Below are 21,686 nucleotides of genomic sequence, written 5' to 3' on the forward strand. Positions count from 1 at the left end.
CCTCCGGTCAACCGAGGAACAACTGTCGGCGGGCCGCGGAGGCTTCGAACGCCTCCAGTCGGCGCTGGGTGTCGGCCGGCGCGGCGTCGCAGATCGCCTGCAACAGCACCATGGCCAGGGTCATCGGGGCGGTGTGCAGGTCGAAGACGAGCTGCGCGCCGACCGCGGCGGCGAGCACCACGTCGGCGTGCTCGGTGGCCGGGCTGACCGGTGAGTCGGTGATCGCCACCACTGTCATCCCGGCGTGGCGGGCGTCGCGCAGCGCGTCCAGGGTTTCCCGGGGGTAGCGGGGCAGCACGAAGGCGAGCACGGCGGAGGCCCCGGCCTCGGCGGCCTGCTCCAGGCGGTCGGTGAGCAGGCTGCCGCCGTCGTCGAGGACCCGTACGTCCGGGTGGACCTTGGCCGCGAAGTAGGCGAAGTACGCGGCCAGCGGCGCGGCGGCGCGCAGGCCGAGCACCGGCAGTGGGCGACTCTCGGCGAGCAACCGCCCGGTCTCGGCGATCCGGTCCCGGTCGGCGAGCTGACCGGCCAGTCGATCCAGGTTGTCCATCTCGGCGCGTACCGCCTGCTGGAGCTCGTTGCCGGCGTCCGTCGATCCGCCCGGCGTCGCGGTGGTCAGGTCGCGCAGACGGCGGCGCAGCGCCGGGTAGCCGTCGTGGCCGAGCGCGACGGCGAACCGGGTGACCGACGGCTGGCTGACCCCGGCCAGCTCGGCGACCTCGGCGGCGGACAGGTAGGCGACGGTGGGGGCGTGCTGCACCAGACAGTGCGCGATCCGGCGCTGGGTGGGGGTGAGCCGCACACCCTCGAACAGGTCGAGGACCTGCTCGACCGACACCCCGACAGCTCCTTCATTCACGCAGTGACTCTATGCATGAAAACTTTCACAGGGCAACAGTTCGGCTCGGGCCACACGATCCGCTGAGTCGTTGGTTGGCCGACCGGCGGGCGACCGGGCGTGCGTCCCCTCTGTAGGATCCGCACGGCGGTCGAGCAGAGGAGTGCGCATGCAGTCGGTTGGCCCGTACCGGTTCACCCACATGTTGGGCACCTGCCCCGTGGGCAAGGCCTGGGCTGCCATCGACGAGCAGGGCAGGTTTGTGACCGTCGCCGTGCTGGACGCCGTGGTGGCGAACACATCCGGCTGGCGGGAAGCCTTCGCCGCGACTGCCAACGCCCTGTCGCAACGGCCGGGCGGTCACGCTTTCGCATACGCCGACTTCTTCGCCGGCGAGCCGTGGGCGGCCTACCCGGCCGAGGCGGGCCCGGGGGCCGAGACGTTGTTCCGCGCGCTGGGGCAGGAATATCACCCGGTGCCGACCGAGCAGGCTGGCTCGACGAAGCAGGGCGACTCCCCGGAGCCGGTCAGCGGGGTGCCGCGGCAGCCGTCCGGGCCTCCGCAGTCGGTGTCCAGCCCGCCGCATCCGGTCTCCGCGCCGCCGCAGCCCGTCTCCGGTGCGCCGCAGCCGACCTCCGGAGCACCGATCGCGCCATGGGCGCTGCATTCCGGCGCGCTGCCCACCGTGCCGCCCGCCCCGATCCCGCCGCCCAGCGAGGACGCACCCCAGTCGCCCGCACCGGTGTCCGCCGCTCCGGCGAGTCCGGCGCCCCACGATCCCTTCCGCGCGCCGGTCCGGCGCATCAAGCCGTCGGAGCCACCGCCGCGGCGTACCGGGCTCTGGGTGGGGCTGGCCGCGCTCGTGCTGGTGGTGGCCGCCGCCAGCGGCGTGGGCATCTGGGCGATCGCCGGCAACGATCAACCCGATCCGTACGCTCCGCCGACGGGCACCTCCGTCACGGCGTCGTCCACCGTCGCCCCGATCGAGCCGGCGTTGAAGCCGTGGGCGCAGGCCTCCCTGTACAGCCCGGAGGAGAAGGCCCTCGCGGTTGCCGCGCCATCGCTGGTCTTCGTCGAAGCGGTCTTCACCGGATATGTCCGGGACGCCAGGACGAACGCCCTGGTGCACCCTCAGCCCGTCTCCTTCATCCGTCGGTGCAGTGGCTTCCTGCTGACTCCGGACGGCCACGCCGTCACCAACGGATCCTGCGTCAAGCCTGCCGAGGGGCACGCCCGTTGGCTCGCCGTCGACGCGTTGGCCAGGATGCTCGTGCAGGGGAAGCAACTTCCCGCCGGGCAGATCTCGGCGTATGTCGCGGCCAACCTCGGCAAGGTGCGCTTCACCGGTGTCGAGCCGGGCACCGAGCCGACGAGTACGGTCTACGGTCAGCTCAACAGGGCCAAGGGCAACGCGGTGGCGGAGCCGGCCATCAAGGCCGAGGTCGTCCAGAGCCTGCCCGAAGACAGCGGTAACACCGCCCTGATCAAGCTCGCCCGGGGCAATCTGCCGGCGCTGGAGCTCAACCCGTCGGCAAGCCTCGCAGAGGGTGCCCAGGTGCGCATCCTCGCCTACGCGACATCCGACGTCGTCTTCCGCAACGCCGCGTACCGTCCCCAGTCGAGGATGGTGACGATCACCGGAACGAGCCAGCGCGGGCCGGTCTCGATCTACCTCGTCGACAATGACCTCGGGCCCGCCTCGCACGGGGGCATCGCCCTCGATTCCGCCGGCCGGGTCGCTGGCCTCGTCTACCAGGACCAGGCTGCGCCGGACCGCGCGAACCGGGCGATCCTGCCGGCGTCGACGATCAGCGCGCTGCTGGGCGAGGCAGGGGTCGCCAACACGCTCGGCGACACCGACAAGGTCTACCGCAGCGGGTTGGACGCGTACTTCCGCGGTGACTCGTCCGTCGCCATCACGCAGCTCGAGAAGGCGGCAGCCGCGGCGCCCGACAACCTGCTCGCGCAGGCCTACCGGCAGAACGCCGCCGAGCGTCAGCGTTTGGAAAACGCGTCGCGGGAGCAGTCCGACACTCTCGTACTCGTGTTGGTCGGATGCGCCGGGGTGCTGCTCGTCGCCCTCGTCATCCTCGCCGTGCTGCTCATCCGTCGGCGCGACCGGTAACTACTGTCCGTCAATTTTCGCGGATCGGACACATCGGAATATTAACGCCAACATTCCCCTGTTGCTGACCGCCCTCATTGGTCATTCACCCACAACGAACAATCCGTGCCGACGGAAAGATTAGATGTTCGGTTGAGTCGATTCCACCGGACGGTGCTACTCGGATTTGCCCGGCTCCGGCATAGTGCTCGCCTGGTGTCGATCCCGGCGGTGGTCAGCGAATCCGCTTGCTGGGTCGGCGATTTTCGATCGACATCCCGGGTGCCGGCAGGTGATGGTGTGCCGGTGCGGCGATCGCTATACTCCGTCTTGTTGCGCGATGGATCTTCATTGTCGTCGATCAAGGGAACGGTCCTGCGAACGCGTCGCTGAAATCGCTGCGAATGGTGGCTTTTCATGGGGGTGGCGAAGGTGGGCGTCTCGGATTGTCGTGTCATGTGGACCGGCGGGGACGATCTCTTGGAGGATCCAGGCAGTTCCGGTGGGGTACGAAGCGGCTTCCGTCCGTGACGAACCACCCCGCGTACTCGCCCCCCTCCTTGCGGCATGACTCCGCTGGCAACACCTTCCCGTCCGAACAGGGCACTAGGCCGCCGATGATCGACGGGCCGACGGTGGCGGCGATGCCGGCTGTCGACGCCCCGACACTCCCGCTGATGCGGGCAGTGGAGCAGGTGACCCCCGCCTTCTCGGTGTGCATCGCCGTTCGGGACCGGCCCGAACTCCTGGCGAAGTCCATCCGGAGTGTGCTCGCCGGCACCTTCAGTGACTTCGAGGTCATCGTGGTCGACGACGGCTCGGCAGTTCCCGTGCGGGACGGGCTGGCCGCTGAGGGCCTGCTCTCCGACCGGCGGATCCGGGTCGTCCGGCAGAAGCCGACGGGGATCAGCGCGGCGCGCAACGCTGCCCTGCGCATTGCCCGCGGCAGGGTGGTCACCGTGCTCGACTCGGACGACGAGTTGGCGCCCGACGGCCTGGCCAGGCTGCATGAGTTCCTTGCTCAGACGGGCGCTCGGTGGGTTTACACCGATTATGAGGAGATTGTCGGCGACTCGGCGAGGGTGATCAGGCTTCCGTCCTATCCGGACGCCCGTCGGATGCTCTGGTCCGTGCTGACCCGGCCCCGGGTGCCCTTCAAGCACTCCGGCATGACCATCGACCGCCAGCTGCTGATCGAGCTCGGTGGGTACGACGAGCAGATGCCGATCAAAGTGGATGTCGAGCTGGTCCTGCGCGCCCTCAGCAACGGGGTGCATCTGCAACGACTCGACGAGCCGATCGTTCGATTCCAGCGGCACAGTGGCAGCATCAGCCGGCGGCGCATCGCCGGTCTCCTCGCCTGGCGCAAGATGATCAAGAGGTACGTCCGCCCACGCGTTCCGGGCCTCGCGCTGTGCATCGTGGCGGTGCGTGCGGTGAGCGAGATCGGCAAATGGGCGGTCACCGCCGCCGGGCGGTGATTCACCGTCGGCGACCCGCGGCTGAGCGGCTCGCCGAGTAACACGATCCACTCACGACCTTTGGCCTTTTCTGCGCCCAGGCTCTGGGCCAAAGCTGGGTTCTGACGCGTCGGGGCAGGAGTTTCCTGCCTTTGCGATGCGTCGAAGAACTGATCGGGCCATGGCAGGAGCACCCGAACCGCCACTAGGCAGGACGCCATTTCGACGCATAGGGTGCACGTCGCGATCTCCCGACGGGGGCGATGTGGGAAAGGAAGGTCGTGTCCGCACATACTGAGTTCCTCACCGCTGTCACGTCACAGCGGAGACCGAGTTTCGACCCCGACCTGGGGGTGATCACGCCCCCCTCCAACGGCATGGCCCGGTCGGTGTTCGCGCGTCCGGTCGCGCCCCGGGCCAACTGGCGCCGCCGCTACGTGGCCTGGCTGGTCCTGCTCGACGTCCTGGCGGCCCTGGCCGCCAGCCGGACGGTCGTCACCCTCCTGGCCGACGCCGACGCCGGCTTCTGGGACCAGCGGGTGCTCGGCAACGTCAGCTCCTTCAGCCTCGCAGCCTTCGTCGGCGTCCCTCTGGGCTGGCTGATCCTGCTCGTCGCGGCCGGCGCGTACGACCAGCGTGCGCTCGGGCTGGGCACCGAAGAACTCAAGCGGGTCGCCCGAGCCAGCCTCGCGATGGCCGCCATGGTCTCGTTCCTGGCGCTCGGCTTCAAGAAGGACCTGTCCCGGGCAACTGTCGCCGCCATCATCATCTGCCTGCTGCTCTACACACTGGTGGTTCGGTTTGCCGCCCGCGTGGTGCTGCGGCGGATCCGGCGTACCGGGCGGGCATCGCAGAAGGTGCTGCTGGTCGGCCGTCTCTCCGACGCGCTCGCGGTGCATGAGGTGGTGACCCGCAACTACGGGGCCGGGCTGCACCCGATCGCCATCCACCTGCCCCACCACCCCCGCCCGGGCGAGCGGGTGAACGCTCCGGTGCCGGTCTACGTGGGCTGGGACCTGGTGCCGCTGGTCCAGCAACTCGGCGCGGACACCATCGCGGTCTGCGGCCCGGCCAGCCTCGAGTCGTACGAGCTTCGCAAGCTCGCCTGGCAGTTGGAGGGCACCGGCCTGGACCTGGTGGTGGTCCCCCAGGTCACCGACGTCACCGGCCCCCGCATCCACGTCCGGCCCATCGAGGGCCTTCCCCTGCTCAATGTGGACGAGCCGACCATCTCCGGTCTCTCGCTGCTGGCCAAGAGCGTGTTGGACCGCGTGACCGCGCTGGTCGGGCTGGTGCTGCTGAGCCCGGTGCTGCTCGCCGTCGCCCTGGCCATCAAGTTCAACGACCCCGGGCCGGTGATGTTCCGACAGACCCGGATCGGCCACGAGGGTCGCGCGTTCAAGGTCTGGAAGTTCCGGACGATGTACACCGACGCCGAGCAGCGGCTGGCAGCCCTGCAGCATCGCAACGAGAGTGACGGCCTGCTCTTCAAGATGAAGGACGACCCTCGGGTCACCCCGATCGGCAGGCACCTGCGGGCGCTCTCCCTGGACGAGCTGCCCCAGCTGATCAACGTGCTGCGCGGGCAGATGTCGCTGGTCGGCCCGCGTCCGCTGCCCACCGAGGACGACGACTACCGCGGTGACGTCCGTCGGCGGCTGCTGGTGCGGCCGGGCATCACCGGCCTCTGGCAGATCTCCGGCCGCTCCGACCTCACCTGGGACGACGCGGTCCGGCTGGACCTGCACTACGTGGACAACTGGTCGCTGGTGTACGACCTCGCCATCCTCTGGAAGACGGCCAGCGTGGTGCTGGCCCGGCGTGGGGCGTACTGACCGATCCGATCCACCCGGTGGTTCCCGGTAGGGCCACCGACATACAGCGACGGGCGGCGGCCGTGAGGCCGCCGCCCGTCTGGTGTTTCGAATGCCGGCCGGTCCCCGTGCCGGCCCCGGGTCACTTCTTGCCGAGGCTGACGATCTCGCCGACCGAGTCCCGACGGACCGCGTCGTAGAACGTCTTGACGCGGGCGTTGTCGGCCAACACCACACTCTCCGAACCGACCCGGCCGGTGCCCTTGGTGGGGCTGGTCACGAAGGTCATGTTCCCGCCGCGAACGCCGCGCATCTGCGTCGCCATGTCGAACAGCGACAGCTCCTTGTCCACCGACACCGAGTTCGAGGTGGCCTTGAGGAAACTGTTCAACTTGCCGGGGTTGGTGAGGATGCCGCCCGAGGAGGCCTTGTCGATGATGGCGCGGATCACCTGCTGCTGGTGGCGGATCCGGGCGAAGTCACCGTCGGCGAACTGCTTGCGCTGGCGGGAGTAGTCCAGGGCCGCCTCGCCATCCATCCGCTGCACGCCCTGCTTGAAGGTGCGGAACGGCTCGTGGATCGAGGTGAAGCTCTTCTCCGAGTTGATGTCGACGCCGCCCAGCGCGTCGATGATCTCCTTGAAGCCGGCAAAGTCGATCAACGTGACGTGGTCCACCCGTACGCCTGTGAACTTCTCCACGGTCTGCACCATGAGGGGCACCCCACCCCAGGCGTACGCGGCGTTCACCTTGGCGTCCCGGCCACCGTTGTTGCCGTCCTTCGACTTCGGCACCGAAACCCAGGTGTCGCGGGGGATCGAGATCAGCTGGGCGCTCTTCCGGTCCTTCGGCAGGTGGGCCAGGATGATCGTGTCGGTACGCGAGCCGCTCGTCTTCTCCGGGTCGCGTGAGTCGCTGCCCAGAATCATGATGTTCATGGCGCCGTCAACGGTCGCCTGGGGGCGCGACTGCTCGGGAACGCCGTCGAAGGCGTCGACCCGCTCGATACCCGACTCGACCGATCGCAGGTAGAGACCGCCGGCAACCATGCCGCTGCCGCCCAGCACCAGCAGGATCAGCAGGCTGAACAGGAGAATCCGGCGCCAGCGGCGGCGGCGCGGCGGCGCGGCGGCCGGGTCGGTTTCCTCGGTCGGTTGTGGCCCGCCGGCGGCGCCGTAACTCGGTTCCGTCCAGTGCTCCGCTGCTTGTTCACGACGTGGCATGGGCGCGATGCTACTGAACGTGGTTTCTTGTCGCGTACCCTCGTCCGGCCACCATCGCGCGACGTGGGTTCCGAATCGGGCGGCGGACCATCCGCGACTTCTCTCTGCCGGTGCCCTCGCATTGATGGTATGAACCTTCGGTGGACGCCACGCAGCTGCGCCGAGCCATCGCCCGTACCCCACTCGCACCCGTCGCCGCCTTCCCCAAGCGGCTCGCCCGGGTCGCCCGCCACGACGCCAAGGTGCTGCGCGCCTCGGCCCGGTGGCTGGTCACCTCACGCGAACATCACAACTACACGTACGAGCTGACCAAACTCAGCCGCCACCACCTGACCTGGTTCGTCAGCGTCGTCTGCGACATCCCGGTCCAGCAGGTCCGTGGCTACGTCGCCGAGATCGAGTCCGACGACGTGCTGCGGCACCACATCGAGCAGGCCACCGCCACAGCGGCCCGCCGTGGCCTCGCCGACAAGAAGGTCCGCTACGCCCGACGCGTCGGTTGGTACGCGATAGTCCGGGCCACCCACCCCGCACACGTGGTGGAGACCGGCGTGGACAAGGGACTGGGCACCTGTGTCCTCGCGTCCGCCCTGCTGCGCAACGCACAGGAGGGGCACCCGGGTCGGGTCACCTCGCTGGACATCAACCCCGAGGCCGGTTACCTCGCCCAGGTCGCGCCCTGGTCGGAGGTCGTCGACCTGGTGATCGGCGACTCGATCGCCTCGATCGGCGCGCTGGACCGCCCGGTCGACCTGTTCCTGCACGACAGCGACCACAGTCGTGCCCACGAGAAGCGTGAGTTCGACGCCGTCGAGCCCAAGCTCGCCCCCGGCGCGATCCTGCTCACCGACAACGTCACAAGCACCAACGTGCTCGCCGAGCACGCCGAACGCACCGGCCGGCGTTTCCTCGCCTATCGGGAGAGCCCGGCCAACCACTGGTACCCGGGCGACGGGATCGGCGTGGCATGGTAGCGGGGTGCGGCTGACCTCGATTCACACGTACCCCGTCAAGGGTTGTCACCGGCTCGACCACGACGATGCGTTCGTGCACCAGTGGGGCCTGGCCGGCGACCGGCGCTGGATGGTCGTGGACGCCGGCGGCGTCGGCGTCACCCAGCGGGAGACGACCCGGCTCGTCGGCCTGCGCGCCACGGTGCGGCCCGGGGGCCTGTCGCTGCGCGCCGACGGGCAGCCCGACCTCGACGTGCCGGAGCCGGCCGGCGGCGAACCGGTAGCGGTGCGCACCTTCCGCAGCCGCCCGTTCCCGGTCCCCGCGCTGCCGGCCGGCCAGGCGGCCGACGACTGGCTCGGCGCCCTGCTCGGCCGGCCGGTCCGGCTGGTCTGGCTGGCCCAGCCGACCCGCCACCTGGCCGCCGGGACCCGTGAGCACGACACCGGTGACCGGGTCAGCTTCGCCGACGCCTACCCGGTGCTGCTGGCGAACGCCGCGTCCCTGGACGCCCTCAACGACTGGCTGGCCGAGGCGGGCGAGGAACCGGTGCCGATGACCCGGTTCCGACCCAACCTGGTGGTCGATGGTGCGCCGGCCTGGGCCGAGGACGACTGGGTCGGTCGGTCGCTGCGCATCGGCGAGCGGCTGTTCCGGGCCGCCGGGCCGTGCGACCGCTGCGTGGTGACCACCACCGACCAGGAGACCGGGGTACGCACCAAGGAGCCGCTGCGCACCCTCGGGCGATACCGCAACATCAAGCAGAAACTCCTCTTCGGACTGAACCTGGTGCCCCTCGACAGTGGACCCCTGGCGGTGGACGCCCCGATCGTCATCGCGCCCTGACCACAGCCGCCGACCGGCAATCGGCACCCCGCGGTCACCGTCCGTCGATGCTGTCTTAGCTTTGGCTTAGCCCGCTTGTCGGTACGCGCCCGGGTCCGGCAGCATCGCCGTCGTGACGGACGGAAGCGCTGTCGACATCAACATCGACCTGGACCACCCTCCAGCGGACCGGCCGGCGCCGTCGTCCGGCGCGAAGCCCTGGCTGGTCGCCACCTGCGTCACAGTCCTCGCGGCGGCGCTCGGGCTCACCCTCACCCTGCGCTCCGGCTCCACGCCTGCCTGCGCCGCCGGTCGAGCGCTCGCCGCCGCGCCGCCCACCGGCACCACCACACACAGCGGCAAGGCAACCTTTTACGACTCCAAGGGCGCCGGCGGTAACTGCTCCAACCCGGCTGCCCCGGCCAACCGGCTCTACGTCGCGCTCGGTCCGACGGAGTACTCCGCCGGTGCCGCCTGCGGCGGGTTCCTCGACGTTGTGGGCCCGAAGGGCACCGTCCGGGTGCTCATCATGGACCAGTGCCCGGAGTGCGAGCCCGGCCATCTCGACCTGTCCCGCGAGGCGTTCGCCCGGATCGCCGACCCGGTCCAGGGCCTCGTTCCGGTCACCTACCGCGCGGTGGTCAACCCTCCGCTGCCCGGACCACTCACCTTCCGCATCAAGGAGGGCGCGTCGCAGTGGTGGTTCGCCGTCCGTGTCGGCAACCACGGCAACCCGCTGCGGTCCGTCGAGGTCCGGCAGGGTGACAGCGGCCCCTGGCAGTCGGCCGCCCGGCAGGACTACAACTACTGGCTGATCGCCTCCGGTGCCGGGCCCGGCCCGTTCAACCTCCGCGTCAGCGACGTGTACGGGAACCGGGTCACCGTCGGCGGTATTCGGATGGTGCCGGGCCAGGTGCAGAACAGCACGGTCCGGATGTACCTGACTGGTGCCGGGACGGCCAACCGGCGTCCGTCCGCGTCGACCCGGCCACCGGGCAACCGACCCGCCGTCACGCCGACGCCCGCTCGTCGCCCGGTCGAGGTGGCACGGACCAGCGCGCCGGCCACCGACCCGCCGACCACCAGCTCGGCCCGGGCGAACGCCCGGTGGTGCGCGGGCTGACCGCTCAGTCGGCGTCCGTCAGGTCGAGCCACATCAGAACCTCGTCCCGGTCGTCACCGGCTGCCACCCGCAACGCGCCCGGCAGCCGGCCGATCTCCCGGTACCCGAGGCGGCCGTAGAACTTGTCCAACCCCAGCCCGTCGCGCACCGTGACGTGCAGCGCCTCGTGGCCGAACGCTCTGCCCAGCCGGGCGGCCTCCACCATCAGCGCCGAGCCGTAGCCGGTGCCCTGGGTGTCCGGGTGGACCATCACCCGCTTCACCACACACCAGTGCGCCTTGAGCGGGAAACGGTTGTCACCGAAGATCAACATAGCTGCCAGTCGATCCCCGGAGTAGCCGACAAGCAGCCGGTCCGGTCCGTCGGCGATGCCGGCGAAGGTGGGACCGGCGGTGACGTGCACGTCGGCGGCGGTCACCGGTGGCACGAAGCCGACCGCGCCGCCGGCGTTGCTGACGTCCACCCAGAGGTCGACGATCTCGGCGCGTAGCTGCGGGGTCAGGTCGGGGTCGAGGACGAAGCGCAAACTCACGCTGGACATCCTGACCCGCCGACCAGGCCGGCGACCCGTGACAGTGACGCGCCCGACAACGGCGCGAGCCCGACCACCGCGCGCCGGCACGCGGTGTGTGTTGACCTGTGCGGGAGAGGGGATTCGAACCCCTACGCCCTTTCGGACAATAGGACCTAAACCTATCGCGGCTGCCGTTACGCCACTCCCGCCAACCCGCTGAGTCTAGAGCCTCCTGCCGCGACAGGTCAGTCCAGGCCGAGGTCGCGGCGGAGCTTGGCGACGTGCCCGGTGGCCTTGACGTTGTAGAGCGCCCGCTCGACCTTGCCGTCGGCGTCGATCACGAACGTCGAGCGGATCACGCCGGTGACGGTCTTGCCGTACAGCTGCTTCTCGCCGTACGCGCCGTAGGCGATCAACACCGCCCTGTCCGGGTCCGACACCAGCGGGAAGGTGATGGCGTCGCGCTCGCGGAACTTCGCCAGTTTCTCCGGCTTGTCCGGGGAGATGCCGACGACCTCGTAGCCGGCGGCCTGGAGCGAGGCGAGCGAGTCGCGGAAGTCGCAGGCCTGCTTGGTGCAGCCGGGGGTCATCGCGGCGGGGTAGGCGTACAGGACGACCTTGCGGCCTCGTAGGTCGGCGAGGGAGAGCTGGTCGCCGGTGTCGGTGCCGAGGGTGAACTCGGGCGCGGGGTCACCGGGGGAGAGACGGTCGGGCGCGGTCATGGCCCGACCCTACCGCCGTGCCGGCGAGCGCCGCGGCCGACGAGGCGCGCCGGCGTGTGGGACGCGTGACCTGGAAAGGTGATCAAGGCCATGCGTTGTTGCCAGAGTCTGGCAACAACGAGGCTTGGGAAATAGGCTGACCCACGCTGGCCCGGTCGGGCCCGCTGACGCGTGGGAGGTCGCGTGGAGACACTGGCGATGCACATCTCGAACGGGATCATCGACGGTCCCGTGGCGGCGATCTTCGCTGCGCTCGCCCTTGCCGCGCTCACCGCCTGCGTACTGCGCGGCCGGCGCGACCTGGACGACCGGCTGGCCCCGATGGCCGGCCTGGTGGCGGCGTTCATCTTCGCCGTCCAGATGCTCAACTTCCCGATCTTCACGGCCGGTGTCAGCGGCCACCTGCTCGGTGGCGCGCTCGCCGCCATGCTCGTCGGCCCCTGGGTCGGCGCGCTCTGCGTGGCAGTGGTGCTCGTCGTACAGGCGCTGATCTTCGGTGACGGCGGCGTGGCGATGCTCGGCCTCAACATCACGAACATGGCGCTGCTCGGCACCGCCGCGGCGTACGCCCTGATCGCGTTGCTGCTGCGGGTGCTGCCCCGCACCCGGGCCGGTCTGGCGGTGACCGCGTTCGTCGCCGCGACGCTCAGCGTCGTGGTGGCGTCGCAGGGCTTCGTCCTGGAGTACTGGCTGGGTGGCACCACCGACCTGGGCAACAACCTGGGCGGCCTGGCCGGCACGATGGCCGGCGTCCACCTGCTGATCGGCATCGGTGAGGGCCTGATCACCGCGACCACGGTGCTCACCGTCGCGAAGGTACGCCCCGACCTGGTGTACGCGCTGCGTTCCCTGCGCGCGCCCGCCGCCCCCGCCGTCCCGGTCGCCGGAGGTGTCCGATGAAGAACCGATCCTGGGCCTTCCTGGCCGGCGGCCTGCTGGTCGCCCTGCTGCTGGCCGGCGTGGTGAGCAACTACGCCTCGTCCCACCCGGACGGGCTGGACTCGTCCCTGCTCAAGGGCTGCACGGTCGACGCCGACGACAACATCGTCGGGGGAAGCTGCCCGGCTCAGCAGGCCCGCGACCACGAGTTGGCCGACAGCCCGCTCGCCGACTACGGCGTGCGGGGTGTGCAGAACAGCTTCGTCTCCACCGGCCTCTCCGGGGTGCTCGGGGTGCTTGTCACCTTCGCGATCGGGGCCGGCGGGTTCTGGCTGCTGCGCCGTCGGGGCAGCACGCCGACCGAGGGTGACGCGGCCGCGCCCGCCGAAGGTGCCATGCCCGCCGAGGGTGCCACGGCGGCGTCGCGCGCCGGCACGGCCGGCTGAGCAGGGGTACGCGAATGGGGGCCGGTCACGGGCACGTGCTGTACCGCGAGTCGGACTCGCCGGTGCACCGGCTCCCGCCCGAGGTCAAGATCGTGGCGATGGTGGTCTTCACCATCGCCGTGGTGGCCACCCCGCGCGAGGCGTTCTGGGCCTTCGGCGCGTACGCAGTGCTGGTGGCGGTGGTGGCGGCGCTGGCGCGGGTGGGACCACGGTGGTTGCTCAGCCGCGCGTTGATCGAGCTGCCGTTCGTGCTGTTCGCCGTCGCCCTGCCGTTCCTCGGCAGCGGCCACCGGGTCGAGGTGCTGGGTCTGCGCCTCTCCGAGGACGGTCTGCACGGCGCGTGGAACATCGTGGCCAAGGGCACCCTGGGGGTGCTCGCCTCACTGCTGCTCGCCGCGACCACCACCACCCGGGACCTGATCGTGGGGCTGGACCGGCTGCACTGCCCGCAGGTGCTCACCCAGATCGCCACGTTCATGCTGCGCTACCTCGACGTGCTGGTCGGCGAGGCGCGGCGGATGCGGGTGGCCCGGATCTCCCGGGGCGACGACCCGCGCTTCCTGTGGCAGCTGCGCGGCTTCGCCGCCGGGATCGGGGCGTTGTTCCTGCGCGCCTTCGAGCGCGGCGAGCGGGTCTATCTGGCGATGCTGTCCCGGGGTTACACCGGGCGGATGCCCGCCGTGTGGCAGGGCGAGGGTGCGGCGAGCGCCGGTCAGTGGCTGGTCGCGGCGACAGTGCCGGTGTTGGCGGCCTCCATCGCCGCCACCGCCGTCGTGCTGTCATGATCGGTGTCGTGCAGACCGCTGTCTCGCTGGACGTTCGGGGCGTTCGCTACGCGTACCCGGACGGGCACGTCGCCCTGCAGGGGGTTGACCTGAACGTGCCGCGTGGCGACCGGGTGGCGCTGCTCGGGCCCAACGGCGCCGGCAAGACCACGCTGGTGCTGCACCTCAACGGCATCCTCACCCCGACCGAGGGCAGCGTGAGCGTCGGCGGGCTGACGGTCACCCCGGATCGCGCCACCCTGGCCGAGGTACGTCGCCGGGTGGGCATCGTCTTCCAGGACCCGGACGACCAGTTGTTCCTGCCCACGGTTGCGGAGGACGTGGCGTTCGGGCCGGCGAACCTGGGTCTGCGCGGGGCCGAGCTGGCCGCCCGGGTGGACGAGGCGCTCGCCGCGGTGGGGATGGGCGAGCACCGGGACCGGGCCCCGCAGCACCTGTCGTTCGGGCAGCGTCGACGGGTGGCGGTGGCAACAGTGCTCGCCATGCACCCGGAGATCCTGGTGCTCGACGAGCCGTCGTCGAACCTGGACCCGGCGGCCCGTCGTGAACTCGCCGAGATCCTGCGCGGCCTGCCGGTGACGCTGCTGATGGTCACGCACGACCTGCCGTACGCGGCGGAGCTGTGCGAGCGCTCGGTGATCCTGGACAGCGGCCGGATCGTCGCCGACGCCCCCACCCGCACCCTGCTCAACGACGCCCCCCTGCTGGCAAAACACCGCCTGGAACTTCCCCACGGCTTCACCCCGAACCCCTGACCCACCCGCCCCACCCCGCGCGGCCTTGCACTACTTCTGCTCGAGGTGTGGGCGTGTGGGCCTGTCGCTGCTCGATCAGGCGCGTACCTGGAAGTTGTCCCGGTCGATGACCCGGTTGTCGAGGAAGAACGACTGTAGGTCGGAGCCGCCAAGGCTGTTCTCCGCCGCGGGGATCATGCACGCGCTGTAGCCACGATTGGTGGTGCTGCGGTGTTCGGTCAGCCAGGGCACCTGGCAGATGAGCCTTCCCAACCGTTTGGTGTCGAAGTTGAAGGTGAACCCGGCGGGATTCGCGGCGGCACCCTGGGTGGTGGCGGCGAAGGGATACTCGTCGCAGCTGTAGCCGGCCGGGCGCGGGTAGCTCGAGCCCTCGGGGCAGGCGATTCGCCGGTTGGCGTCGCGCAGGGCGCTGTCGGTCGTTCGGGTGAGCAGCGACGGCAGGTTGGCGGTGCTGATGGCATGTCTGACGTGGCGGGCGTACATGGGGTAGCGGCTCTCGGGGATCTCGAGGGTTGGGACGAAGTCCTGGTTGGCGCAGCCTGTGGTGCCACCCGGAAGCACGTCGTCGCAGCGGTGGCCCGGGTAGTTGGCCCACAGTGTCGGGGTCACCTGGTTGATCGTCGCCGGGTTGACGATCCAGAATCCCCAATCCGAGCTCGCACCCCAGACCTGACCGGGCAAGCGCGTCGAGGTGAAGGTCGCCGAACCGGCGAGGTTGTTGAGCGGGCTGCCGGTCGGCGGGTTGCCACCCACGAGGGTGCAGTAGAACATGCAGTCGGGTACGGACCAGAGCGTCGGCGTGCCGAGCGCACCCCAGGCGTAGGTCGGGGAGTATTCGAAGGACTGCGTCCACCGCAGTTCTCTGGCTGACAGCGTCACCATGCTGAAGTAGTTGAAGTAGATTTCGCCCACGACGGTGCCGCCCTCCGCCAGAATCACCTGGTAGACGCCACCGGTCGCCTTGCACATCACGAAGCGGGACATGTTGGCCCACGCGCCGTTGCCGCACCCCGTCGGCGCTGCGGCGGGCGCGACGGTCGTACGGGCGGAGGCGGGCGGGCTCACCCCGAGCCGGAGGCAGCCCACGGTCCCGTCCGGAGCCCCCGACGCGGTGCACCCAGGGGCCAGGGTCACCTTTCCAGGTGCCGCCGCCGCGGTCTCCGGGCTCACCGCGAAGGCTGTGCCTGCGGCCATGAGTAGCCCGATGCTCACGCGTGCGAGCCAACTTGCCGGGGAGTTTTTCATCGATACCTCCAAAAGAATCGATCGCCGCCGGCATTGTGGCCCGGCTGACCGTTCGAAGGCCCGGTACTCCGTCCATCGGCGAACATCAGCGAACACCGGCGAACGCCGTCCACCGCCACCGGCCGCAACGAGGAATTGGCGCGCCTGGACGGGCTGCTCGACGGCGCCAGGGCGGCGGGCGTGGCAGTCGCACGCCGGCCGGTCCACGATCGCCGGTCCTTGCCGGCTGAACACGCGCACGCTCGCCCGCTGAAGGCTCACCCAGGCGGACGTCCGGGCCGCGCTCAACCTGGCAGGAACCCACGAGTAGCGGCACTTTCCCGAAACGCGCGATCGCGAGGTGCGGGGTGTCAGGAGGTTGGGACGGCGGGGGTGGCGGGGGCTGGGGTGGTGCGGGAGGCGGCGTGTAGGCGCAGGATGCCGGCGGCTGTCGCGCCGGTGCCGATGATCAGGATCAACGCCACCGTGACGCGGGCGACCTCGGGCGACCAGGGCACCGGGGCGATGGCGCGGGCGAACACGGCGGCGTTCGCCACGCCGGCGAAGAGTGCCAGGCAGGCCCCGGCCAGCGCGATCACGAAGTCGGCCGCCGGGCGGCGGCTCAGCGCGTACCAACCGGCGGCGATCGCGCCGAGGCCGGTGAGCAGGGACCAGATCTGCCCGGAGAGCAGCCCGACCAGTACTCCGCCCACGCCCTGGGCGCCGGCGTCCAGTTCGCGTCCCACCGGGTACCCGACGGCCAGCGCGCCGCCGACGATCAGCAGCACGCCCAGCGCGGACAGCGCGCGGGCGCCGGCCGGGGCGGTGGCGGCGAGCAGGCCGAGCGCGCCCACCGCGAGCAGCCCCACGATGGTCACCGCCCACCAGGTGTACGCGTCCGGCGGCGGCACCCAGTCCAGCGTGCCGCCGATCACCACCGGGTCGGTGCCGTCGCGCAGCGGGATGGTCCAGTCCCGGACCCGGTGCTCACGGTCCGGTGCGGCGCGTACCGAAGCCGGTGGTGCCGACTCCTGCCACAGCGCCCGCTGGTCGTGCCAGCGGGCCGTGGTGCCGTCGGCGATCCGCCGCCAGGACGGTGCGGCGGCCGGGTCCGCCTCGGCCGGGAGCGCGGTGTCCCCGGTGAGGGTGCGGTTCAGGTACGTGGCGGGGGAGTGGCTGTTCTCGAAGACCCCGTCCGGGCCGACGCGCAGGTACGGCTCTCCGGAGTAGCCGATGACCTCGATGGCGCGGCCGGTGCGGTTGGTCAGCTCCAGTCGGGCACCCGCCTCGATGACGCGTACCTCCAGCCCTGGCCGCGCCGGCGCGACCCCGGTGGTCCGGGTGCGGTAGTCGGTGCCGTCCGGTGCGTCCGCGCCGTGCGCGGCGGCGGGCGTCGCGCTGATCACTGTCACCAGGCCGGCTGCGGCGGCGACCAGGCCGGCGCGGCCGAGCAGGGTACGGATCACTTGCCGGCCGCCGCCACGGCTGCGGTGAGAGCGTCCGGGGTGGGGTTCTCGACGGCTTGACCGTTGACCTTGACGGTCGGCGTGCCGGTGACGTTGCTCCGGCTGGCGTCGTCGGTGACGTGTTCGGTCCAGGTCCGGTACGTCTGGTCCTTCACGCAGCCGCCGAAGGAGCCCCGGTCGAGGCCCACACTGGTGCCGATGTCGATCAGCTTGTCGTCGGTGAGCCCGGCGCTGCCCTCCGCCGGCTGCTGGGCGAAGAGCGCCTTGGCGTACTCGTGGTACTTGCCGCCCGCAGCGGCGCAGCCGGAGGCGGCCGAGGAGCGGGTGGAGTACTCGGTGGTGGAGAAACGGTTGAGGTACGCGACCGGGTGGTAGACGACCTTCGCCTTGTTCTCGGCCACCAACTGTTCGAGCGTCGACCCGCTGGTCTGCTCGAACTGCTTGCAGGCCGGGCAGAGGAAGTCCTCGTAGACGTCGACGGTGACCGGGCCGCCGCCGGTGACGATGCCGGTGCCGGCGTCGTTGGCGCCGGGCGGGGCGGTGAAGCTGTCCGAGCGCTGGCCGGACCAGACGGCCCAGCCGACGACACCGGCGATGACCAGGACGAGGACGGCGGCGACGGAGACCCAGATCGTGCGGCGGCGGCGCCGCTCGCGGGCCAACTGCTCGCGGACCACCCGGGCGGCGTCCCGCTGCCCCTTGCGACTACTCATCCTCGTCCTCCACAGCGGGTTCGCCGGACAACCACCCGTCCACCGATACCGGCGTACGCGGCCAGATCAGCAGAAATCCGGCCAGAATCAAGAATCCCAGGTCCCGGAGGATCTCCGGGAGGTAACTGGGTGCCTGCCCCGCCGCCAGTTGACCGCCGCTACCGAAGCAGCCGCAGTCGATGGCCAGCCCCCGCGCCCAGGCCGAGGCGATCCCCACGATGAAGACCACCAGCAGCGCCGCGGAGACCCCGGCGACGAGCCGGGTGGCCAACCCGAGCAGCAGCAGTACGCCCAACGCCAGCTCGACGAAGGGCAGGGCCGCGCCGATCACGGTAGCCACGTCGTACGGCAGCACCTGGTACGCGTTGACCGCCCGCCCGGAGGCGGCGAGATCAGTGACCTTCGACGCGCCGGCGACCAGCCAGACGGCGGCGAGGCCGAGTCGGGCCGCGATGCCGAGCCAGGGGCGGACCAGGGGCCAACGGCCGCCGCTGGTGGAAGGTGCAGTCACGCTCATTTGTCGTCCCGTCGGCGCCGGAAGTTCCGCGTTCAGCCGGTCAGGGCGTCGCCGACCGCCTCGACCAGGTCGTCACGGGCCCGGGCGACCCGGGAACGGATGGTGCCCACCGGCACCCCTTCGACGGCGGCGGCCTCGGCGTACGACAGGCCGAGCAGTTGGGTCAGCACGAACGCGGAGCGCCGCTCGGGGCCGAGGCGGCGTACCAGGTCGGCGGCGCCGAGCTGGCCGGCCGGGTCCGGGTGTGGTCGGTCGGTGTACGCGTTAGCCGCCAGGCGCTCGTCGAGTCGCCGACGTCGGATGACGGTGCGCAGGTGGTCGGCGCAGGTCCGCCGGGCGATGCCGAGCAGCCAGGTGCGGGCGCTGGAGCGCCCCTCGAACCCGGGCAGGGCCCGAAAGGCCCGCAGGTAGGTCTCCTGGGTCAGGTCGTCGGCGCTGTCCGGGTCGACCAGGGCGGCGGCGAACCGCCAGACCTCGGCCTGGGTCAGCCGGACGAACGCCGCCTGGGCTGCGGGATCACCGTCGCGGGCGGTCAGCGCCCACCCGGTTGCCGGGTCCCGGGCGACCTCATCGGCAGGTGCGGCCGGACCGGCGGCACCGGAGTCACGCGGGACAGGGATCACGACACATCAGGTTACGCGGCACCCGGCCCAGCGTCAGGGTCGTTCGGCCGTTGGATGGTCTGCGCCACGTCGGGAACTTTTCGCCATCCCGGGCCGACTACCAGTTCATGACGTGCGACCACCGACGCGCCCACCCCCCTCGGGTCGCCGAAGGGGACACCCATCGGCGACCATGGCCGGCATGACTGTCGCCCCCCGCCGCTGGGCCGCCCGGCTGGCCGCAGCCGCCGGCCTCCTGGTCACCGTCGTCGCCCTGTTGATCGCGCCAGCCACCTCCGCCAGCGCCCACGCGGTGCTGGAGAGCAGCAGTCCGGCCGCCGCATCCATCGTGCCAAGCGGGCCGTCCGAGGTCGTCCTCACGTTCAGCGAGGCGGTCCGCAAGGTGCCCGGCAAGATCCGGGTCATCGCGCCGGACGGGTCCCGGGCCGACCGGGGCGAGCCGTCGTTCAGCGGTGGTGTCGTGAGCATCCCGGTGGACCCGGCCGGCGCCCGCGGCACCTACCTGGTCAGCTTCCGGGTGATCTCCGCCGACAGCCACCCGGTCTCCGGGGCGTTCACCTACTCGGTCGGCGCGCCCTCGACCCCACCTGTCGACTCCGGCACGGACAGCCGCGCCAACCCGGTGGTGGGGACGGCGGTGAAGGTGGCCCGCTTCCTCGGCTACGCGGGCCTGGTACTGCTGGTCGGGCCGGCACTGGTGCTCGCCGCGCTCTGGCCACGGCGGCTCTCCCGGCGGGGGCCGACCCGGCTGGCCTGGGCCGGCCTCGGCCTGGTGGCCTTCGCCACCCTCGCCGACCTGTGGTTGCAGGTGCCCTACACGGCCGGTGGTGGTCTCTTCGACGTCACCGGGGAGGGGTTCGGCACTGTCTTCGGCAGCGCCTTCGGTGCCGCCCACCTGGTCCGACTCGGCCTGCTGGCGGCGTCCGTCTTCCTGCTCCGCCCGCTGCTGGCCCGGCCCGCCGGCCGCGCGGACGCGATCATCCTGGCCGTGCTGGGCGGCGCTGCCCTGCTGACCTGGCCGCTGGCCGGGCATCCGGCGGCCTCCCCGGCGCCGGCGGTCTCGGTGGTGGTCGACGCGGTCCACCTGGGCAGCATGGCGGTGTGGCTGGGCGGTCTGCTCATGCTCGCCGTCTTCCTGCTGCGGCAGGCCGACGAGCGGGAGCTGGGCGCGATCCTGCCGATCTGGTCGCGCTGGGCGGCGCTCGCCGTCTCGGCGCTGCTGCTGGCCGGCACCGTCCAGGCGCTGATCGAGGTGGCCACCCCGCGAGCGCTCATCGACACCACGTACGGGCGCCTGCTGCTTGCCAAGATAGGCCTGTTCGCGATTGTCATCGCCGTGGCCGCGTACTCCCGGCAGTTGGTGCGGAGCCGCGTCGCGGCGCAACGCCCGGCACCCGTGCGCCGGGCGGTCCTGGTGGAGTTGGCCGTCACCGTGGTGGTGCTGGCCGTGTCCGCCACGCTGGTGCAGACCACGCCCGCCCGCACCGCCGCGGCCGGCCCGTCCTCCGCGGCCGAGTCCGGCTTCTTCAGCACCAGACTGTCCAGCCCGCTCCTGACCGTGGAGGTCGAGGTGAGCCCGGCCGAGCGGGGCAACAACTCGGTGCACCTGTACGCGTACGACAAGGCCAACCAGCCACTGCTCGTCGCGGAGTGGAAGGCGACGGTCGCGTTGCCCTCGGCCGGGATCGAGCCGATCGAGGTGCCGTTGCTGCGGCTGACGGACAGTCACGCGTACGGCGACATCAGCCTGCCGACCGCCGGCGAGTGGCAACTGAAGATCACTGCCCGCACCACCGACATCGACCAGGCCACGGTGACCGCCACCGTGCCCATCCGTTAGAGAGGTTCGCGAACCCCATGACCCGATTCCGGCGTACCGCAACCGCCGCTGCCGCCCTGGCGTTCACCGCCGCCGCCACCGCCGTGCTCGGCTTCGCCGGACCGGCGTCCGCGCACGTCACGGTGAACCCAAAGGAGGCGACCCAGGGCGGCTATGCCCGGGTGGCGTTCCGGGTGCCGAACGAGAGCGACACCGCCTCGACCACCAAGCTGGAGGTGGTGCTGCCGGAGAACGCCCCGGTCGGCTCGGTGTCGACGATGCCGGTGCCCGGCTGGACGGTCACCACTGAGAAGCGCAAGGTGGACCCGCCGATCGAGGTGCACGGTAGTCAGCTCACCGAAGCCGTTTCCAAGATCACCTGGACGGCCTCCGGCGACGCGGGTGTGAAGCCGGGCCAGTTCCAGGAGTTCCCCGTCTCGATGGGGCCGCTGCCGAAGGTCGACTCGATGATCTTCAAGACCCTGCAGACCTACTCGGACGGCAACATCTCGCGGTGGATCGACGAGCCGGCGCCGGGTGCCGAGGAGCCGGAGCACCCGGCTCCGGTGCTCACCCTGGCCGCAGCGGCCGCGCCGGCGGGTTCGGCCGCGCCGACCGCCGCCGTCGCGACGCCCGACGACGATGACGACGACGACGGCAACGGGCTCGCGGTCGGCCTCGGTGTGGCCGGTCTCGTCGCCGGTCTGGCCGGCCTGGTGCTGGGCGGGCTGGCGTTCGCGCGTACCCGCCGGGAGCCGGTCGCCAAGGCCTGACCCCTGCTCCACCCGCTGGCCCGCCGGATCACCCGGCGGGCCAGCGCGCTTTCCGGAGTCGGTGCCGGCCGTGCCGTGGATATCCCCTGATCAGACGGTGTACGTCGGTAAGG

General features: G+C 71.1%; 21 protein-coding genes and 1 tRNA gene. 12 read left to right on the forward strand and 10 right to left on the reverse strand.

The features are described 5' to 3' along the window. Positions 1-7: 7 nt before the first annotated feature. Positions 8-859 carry a MurR/RpiR family transcriptional regulator gene (locus tag ACQP0U_RS05805; RefSeq protein ID WP_433316434.1) on the reverse strand — a complete coding sequence of 284 codons (852 nt, stop codon included), beginning with the start codon at positions 857-859 and terminating at the stop codon, positions 8-10. 148 nt (positions 860-1,007) lie between these two features. On the opposite strand from ACQP0U_RS05805, the gene ACQP0U_RS05810 reads away from it, so the two are divergent. From ACQP0U_RS05810 to ACQP0U_RS05820, 3 genes are all read left to right on the forward strand, one after another. Further along, positions 1,008-2,963 (forward strand): trypsin-like peptidase domain-containing protein, encoded by a 1,956-nt coding sequence (locus ACQP0U_RS05810; RefSeq protein WP_433316436.1) that lies wholly within the window; start codon positions 1,008-1,010, stop codon positions 2,961-2,963. 506 nt (positions 2,964-3,469) lie between these two features. Continuing rightward, entirely contained in the window at positions 3,470-4,423 is a 954-nt protein-coding gene (locus ACQP0U_RS05815) for a glycosyltransferase family 2 protein (protein ID WP_433316437.1), read from the forward strand. 356 nt (positions 4,424-4,779) lie between these two features. Beyond that, the gene (locus tag ACQP0U_RS05820; RefSeq protein WP_433320638.1) at positions 4,780-6,237 is read left to right on the forward strand and encodes a sugar transferase; all 1,458 of its coding nucleotides are present in this window, start codon (positions 4,780-4,782) and stop codon (positions 6,235-6,237) included. A gap of 121 nt (positions 6,238-6,358) precedes the next feature. Here the strand turns inward: ACQP0U_RS05820 and ACQP0U_RS05825 are convergent, their stop codons facing one another. Then, positions 6,359-7,438: an LCP family protein gene (locus ACQP0U_RS05825; protein ID WP_433316439.1), complete on the reverse strand. Its 1,080-nt coding sequence runs from the start codon at positions 7,436-7,438 to the stop codon at positions 6,359-6,361. A 140-nt stretch (positions 7,439-7,578) separates the two neighbouring features. Between ACQP0U_RS05825 and ACQP0U_RS05830 the strand changes: the two genes are divergently transcribed. The 3 genes from ACQP0U_RS05830 (at position 7,579) to ACQP0U_RS05840 (ending at position 10,337) form a co-directional block, all read left to right on the forward strand. Further along, entirely contained in the window at positions 7,579-8,412 is an 834-nt protein-coding gene (locus ACQP0U_RS05830; protein WP_433316441.1) for a class I SAM-dependent methyltransferase, read from the forward strand. Positions 8,413-8,416: 4 nt separating this feature from the next. Further along, positions 8,417-9,235: an MOSC domain-containing protein gene (locus ACQP0U_RS05835; RefSeq protein WP_433316443.1), complete on the forward strand. Its 819-nt coding sequence runs from the start codon at positions 8,417-8,419 to the stop codon at positions 9,233-9,235. Positions 9,236-9,347: 112 nt separating this feature from the next. Further along, positions 9,348-10,337 (forward strand): expansin EXLX1 family cellulose-binding protein, encoded by a 990-nt coding sequence (locus ACQP0U_RS05840; RefSeq protein WP_433316445.1) that lies wholly within the window; start codon positions 9,348-9,350, stop codon positions 10,335-10,337. 4 nt (positions 10,338-10,341) lie between these two features. On the opposite strand, the gene ACQP0U_RS05845 is transcribed toward ACQP0U_RS05840, so the two are convergent. The 3 genes from ACQP0U_RS05845 to bcp form a co-directional block, all read right to left on the reverse strand. Further along, positions 10,342-10,869: an N-acetyltransferase family protein gene (locus ACQP0U_RS05845; protein ID WP_433316447.1), complete on the reverse strand. Its 528-nt coding sequence runs from the start codon at positions 10,867-10,869 to the stop codon at positions 10,342-10,344. A 108-nt stretch (positions 10,870-10,977) separates the two neighbouring features. After that, positions 10,978-11,060: transfer RNA gene (locus ACQP0U_RS05850), tRNA-Leu, on the reverse strand. A gap of 36 nt (positions 11,061-11,096) precedes the next feature. Next, entirely contained in the window at positions 11,097-11,573 is a 477-nt protein-coding gene (bcp, locus tag ACQP0U_RS05855; protein WP_433316448.1) for a thioredoxin-dependent thiol peroxidase, read from the reverse strand. Positions 11,574-11,756: 183 nt separating this feature from the next. Between bcp and ACQP0U_RS05860 the strand changes: the two genes are divergently transcribed. From ACQP0U_RS05860 to ACQP0U_RS05875, 4 genes are read left to right on the forward strand one after another with little or no spacing between them, the layout of a single operon-like run. Continuing rightward, positions 11,757-12,473 (forward strand): energy-coupling factor ABC transporter permease, encoded by a 717-nt coding sequence (locus ACQP0U_RS05860; RefSeq protein WP_112582195.1) that lies wholly within the window; start codon positions 11,757-11,759, stop codon positions 12,471-12,473. Continuing rightward, a complete protein-coding gene (locus tag ACQP0U_RS05865) occupies positions 12,470-12,898 on the forward strand; it encodes a PDGLE domain-containing protein (RefSeq protein ID WP_433316450.1) in 429 nt (142 codons plus the stop codon). The genes ACQP0U_RS05860 and ACQP0U_RS05865 overlap by 4 nt, the downstream gene beginning before the upstream one ends. A gap of 14 nt (positions 12,899-12,912) precedes the next feature. After that, positions 12,913-13,683, forward strand: a complete 771-nt coding sequence (cbiQ, locus tag ACQP0U_RS05870; RefSeq protein ID WP_433316452.1) for a cobalt ECF transporter T component CbiQ — start codon at positions 12,913-12,915, stop codon at positions 13,681-13,683. Then, positions 13,680-14,438: an energy-coupling factor ABC transporter ATP-binding protein gene (locus tag ACQP0U_RS05875; protein ID WP_433316455.1), complete on the forward strand. Its 759-nt coding sequence runs from the start codon at positions 13,680-13,682 to the stop codon at positions 14,436-14,438. Before cbiQ ends, ACQP0U_RS05875 begins: the two co-directional genes overlap by 4 nt. A 75-nt stretch (positions 14,439-14,513) precedes the next feature. On the opposite strand, the gene ACQP0U_RS05880 is transcribed toward ACQP0U_RS05875, so the two are convergent. The 5 genes from ACQP0U_RS05880 to ACQP0U_RS05900 form a co-directional block, all read right to left on the reverse strand. Then, positions 14,514-15,632 (reverse strand): hypothetical protein, encoded by a 1,119-nt coding sequence (locus ACQP0U_RS05880; protein WP_433316457.1) that lies wholly within the window; start codon positions 15,630-15,632, stop codon positions 14,514-14,516. Between the two features lie 401 nt (positions 15,633-16,033). Then, positions 16,034-17,128 carry a hypothetical protein gene (locus ACQP0U_RS05885; RefSeq protein ID WP_433316459.1) on the reverse strand — a complete coding sequence of 365 codons (1,095 nt, stop codon included), beginning with the start codon at positions 17,126-17,128 and terminating at the stop codon, positions 16,034-16,036. Beyond that, positions 17,125-17,841, reverse strand: coding sequence for a DsbA family protein (locus ACQP0U_RS05890; RefSeq protein WP_433316461.1), 717 nt, complete (start codon positions 17,839-17,841; stop codon positions 17,125-17,127). Before ACQP0U_RS05890 ends, ACQP0U_RS05885 begins: the two co-directional genes overlap by 4 nt. Continuing rightward, positions 17,834-18,358 carry a MauE/DoxX family redox-associated membrane protein gene (locus ACQP0U_RS05895; RefSeq protein WP_433316463.1) on the reverse strand — a complete coding sequence of 175 codons (525 nt, stop codon included), beginning with the start codon at positions 18,356-18,358 and terminating at the stop codon, positions 17,834-17,836. Before ACQP0U_RS05895 ends, ACQP0U_RS05890 begins: the two co-directional genes overlap by 8 nt. A gap of 32 nt (positions 18,359-18,390) precedes the next feature. After that, positions 18,391-18,981: a sigma-70 family RNA polymerase sigma factor gene (locus ACQP0U_RS05900; RefSeq protein ID WP_433316465.1), complete on the reverse strand. Its 591-nt coding sequence runs from the start codon at positions 18,979-18,981 to the stop codon at positions 18,391-18,393. A 172-nt stretch (positions 18,982-19,153) separates the two neighbouring features. Between ACQP0U_RS05900 and ACQP0U_RS05905 the strand changes: the two genes are divergently transcribed. Together ACQP0U_RS05905 and ACQP0U_RS05910 are read left to right on the forward strand one after the other, a co-directional pair. Further along, the gene (locus ACQP0U_RS05905) at positions 19,154-20,821 is read left to right on the forward strand and encodes a copper resistance CopC/CopD family protein (RefSeq protein ID WP_433316467.1); all 1,668 of its coding nucleotides are present in this window, start codon (positions 19,154-19,156) and stop codon (positions 20,819-20,821) included. Positions 20,822-20,838: 17 nt separating this feature from the next. Next, the gene (locus ACQP0U_RS05910; RefSeq protein ID WP_433316469.1) at positions 20,839-21,573 is read left to right on the forward strand and encodes a YcnI family copper-binding membrane protein; all 735 of its coding nucleotides are present in this window, start codon (positions 20,839-20,841) and stop codon (positions 21,571-21,573) included. Positions 21,574-21,686: the final 113 nt, after the last annotated feature.

It is taken from the genome of Micromonospora sp. CA-269861, assembly GCF_050948505.1.
In the GTDB taxonomy this organism is placed as follows: Bacteria; Actinomycetota; Actinomycetes; order Mycobacteriales; family Micromonosporaceae; genus Micromonospora.

Excerpts from the sequence above, each read along its gene's own strand:
- ACQP0U_RS05810 (WP_433316436.1), top strand. The coding sequence starts at position 1,008 with ATGCAGTCGGTTGGCCCGTACCGGTTCACCCACATGTTGGGCACCTGC.
- ACQP0U_RS05820 (WP_433320638.1), top strand. The coding sequence starts at position 4,780 with ATGGCCCGGTCGGTGTTCGCGCGTCCGGTCGCGCCCCGGGCCAACTGG.
- ACQP0U_RS05825 (WP_433316439.1), bottom strand. The coding sequence starts at position 7,438 with ATGCCACGTCGTGAACAAGCAGCGGAGCACTGGACGGAACCGAGTTAC.
- bcp (WP_433316448.1), bottom strand. The coding sequence starts at position 11,573 with ATGACCGCGCCCGACCGTCTCTCCCCCGGTGACCCCGCGCCCGAGTTC.
- ACQP0U_RS05865 (WP_433316450.1), top strand. The coding sequence starts at position 12,470 with ATGAAGAACCGATCCTGGGCCTTCCTGGCCGGCGGCCTGCTGGTCGCC.
- cbiQ (WP_433316452.1), top strand. The coding sequence starts at position 12,913 with ATGGGGGCCGGTCACGGGCACGTGCTGTACCGCGAGTCGGACTCGCCG.
- ACQP0U_RS05875 (WP_433316455.1), top strand. The coding sequence starts at position 13,680 with ATGATCGGTGTCGTGCAGACCGCTGTCTCGCTGGACGTTCGGGGCGTT.
- ACQP0U_RS05880 (WP_433316457.1), bottom strand. The coding sequence starts at position 15,632 with ATGGCCGCAGGCACAGCCTTCGCGGTGAGCCCGGAGACCGCGGCGGCG.
- ACQP0U_RS05890 (WP_433316461.1), bottom strand. The coding sequence starts at position 17,841 with ATGAGTAGTCGCAAGGGGCAGCGGGACGCCGCCCGGGTGGTCCGCGAG.
- ACQP0U_RS05895 (WP_433316463.1), bottom strand. The coding sequence starts at position 18,358 with ATGAGCGTGACTGCACCTTCCACCAGCGGCGGCCGTTGGCCCCTGGTC.
- ACQP0U_RS05905 (WP_433316467.1), top strand. The coding sequence starts at position 19,154 with ATGGCCGGCATGACTGTCGCCCCCCGCCGCTGGGCCGCCCGGCTGGCC.
- ACQP0U_RS05910 (WP_433316469.1), top strand. The coding sequence starts at position 20,839 with ATGACCCGATTCCGGCGTACCGCAACCGCCGCTGCCGCCCTGGCGTTC.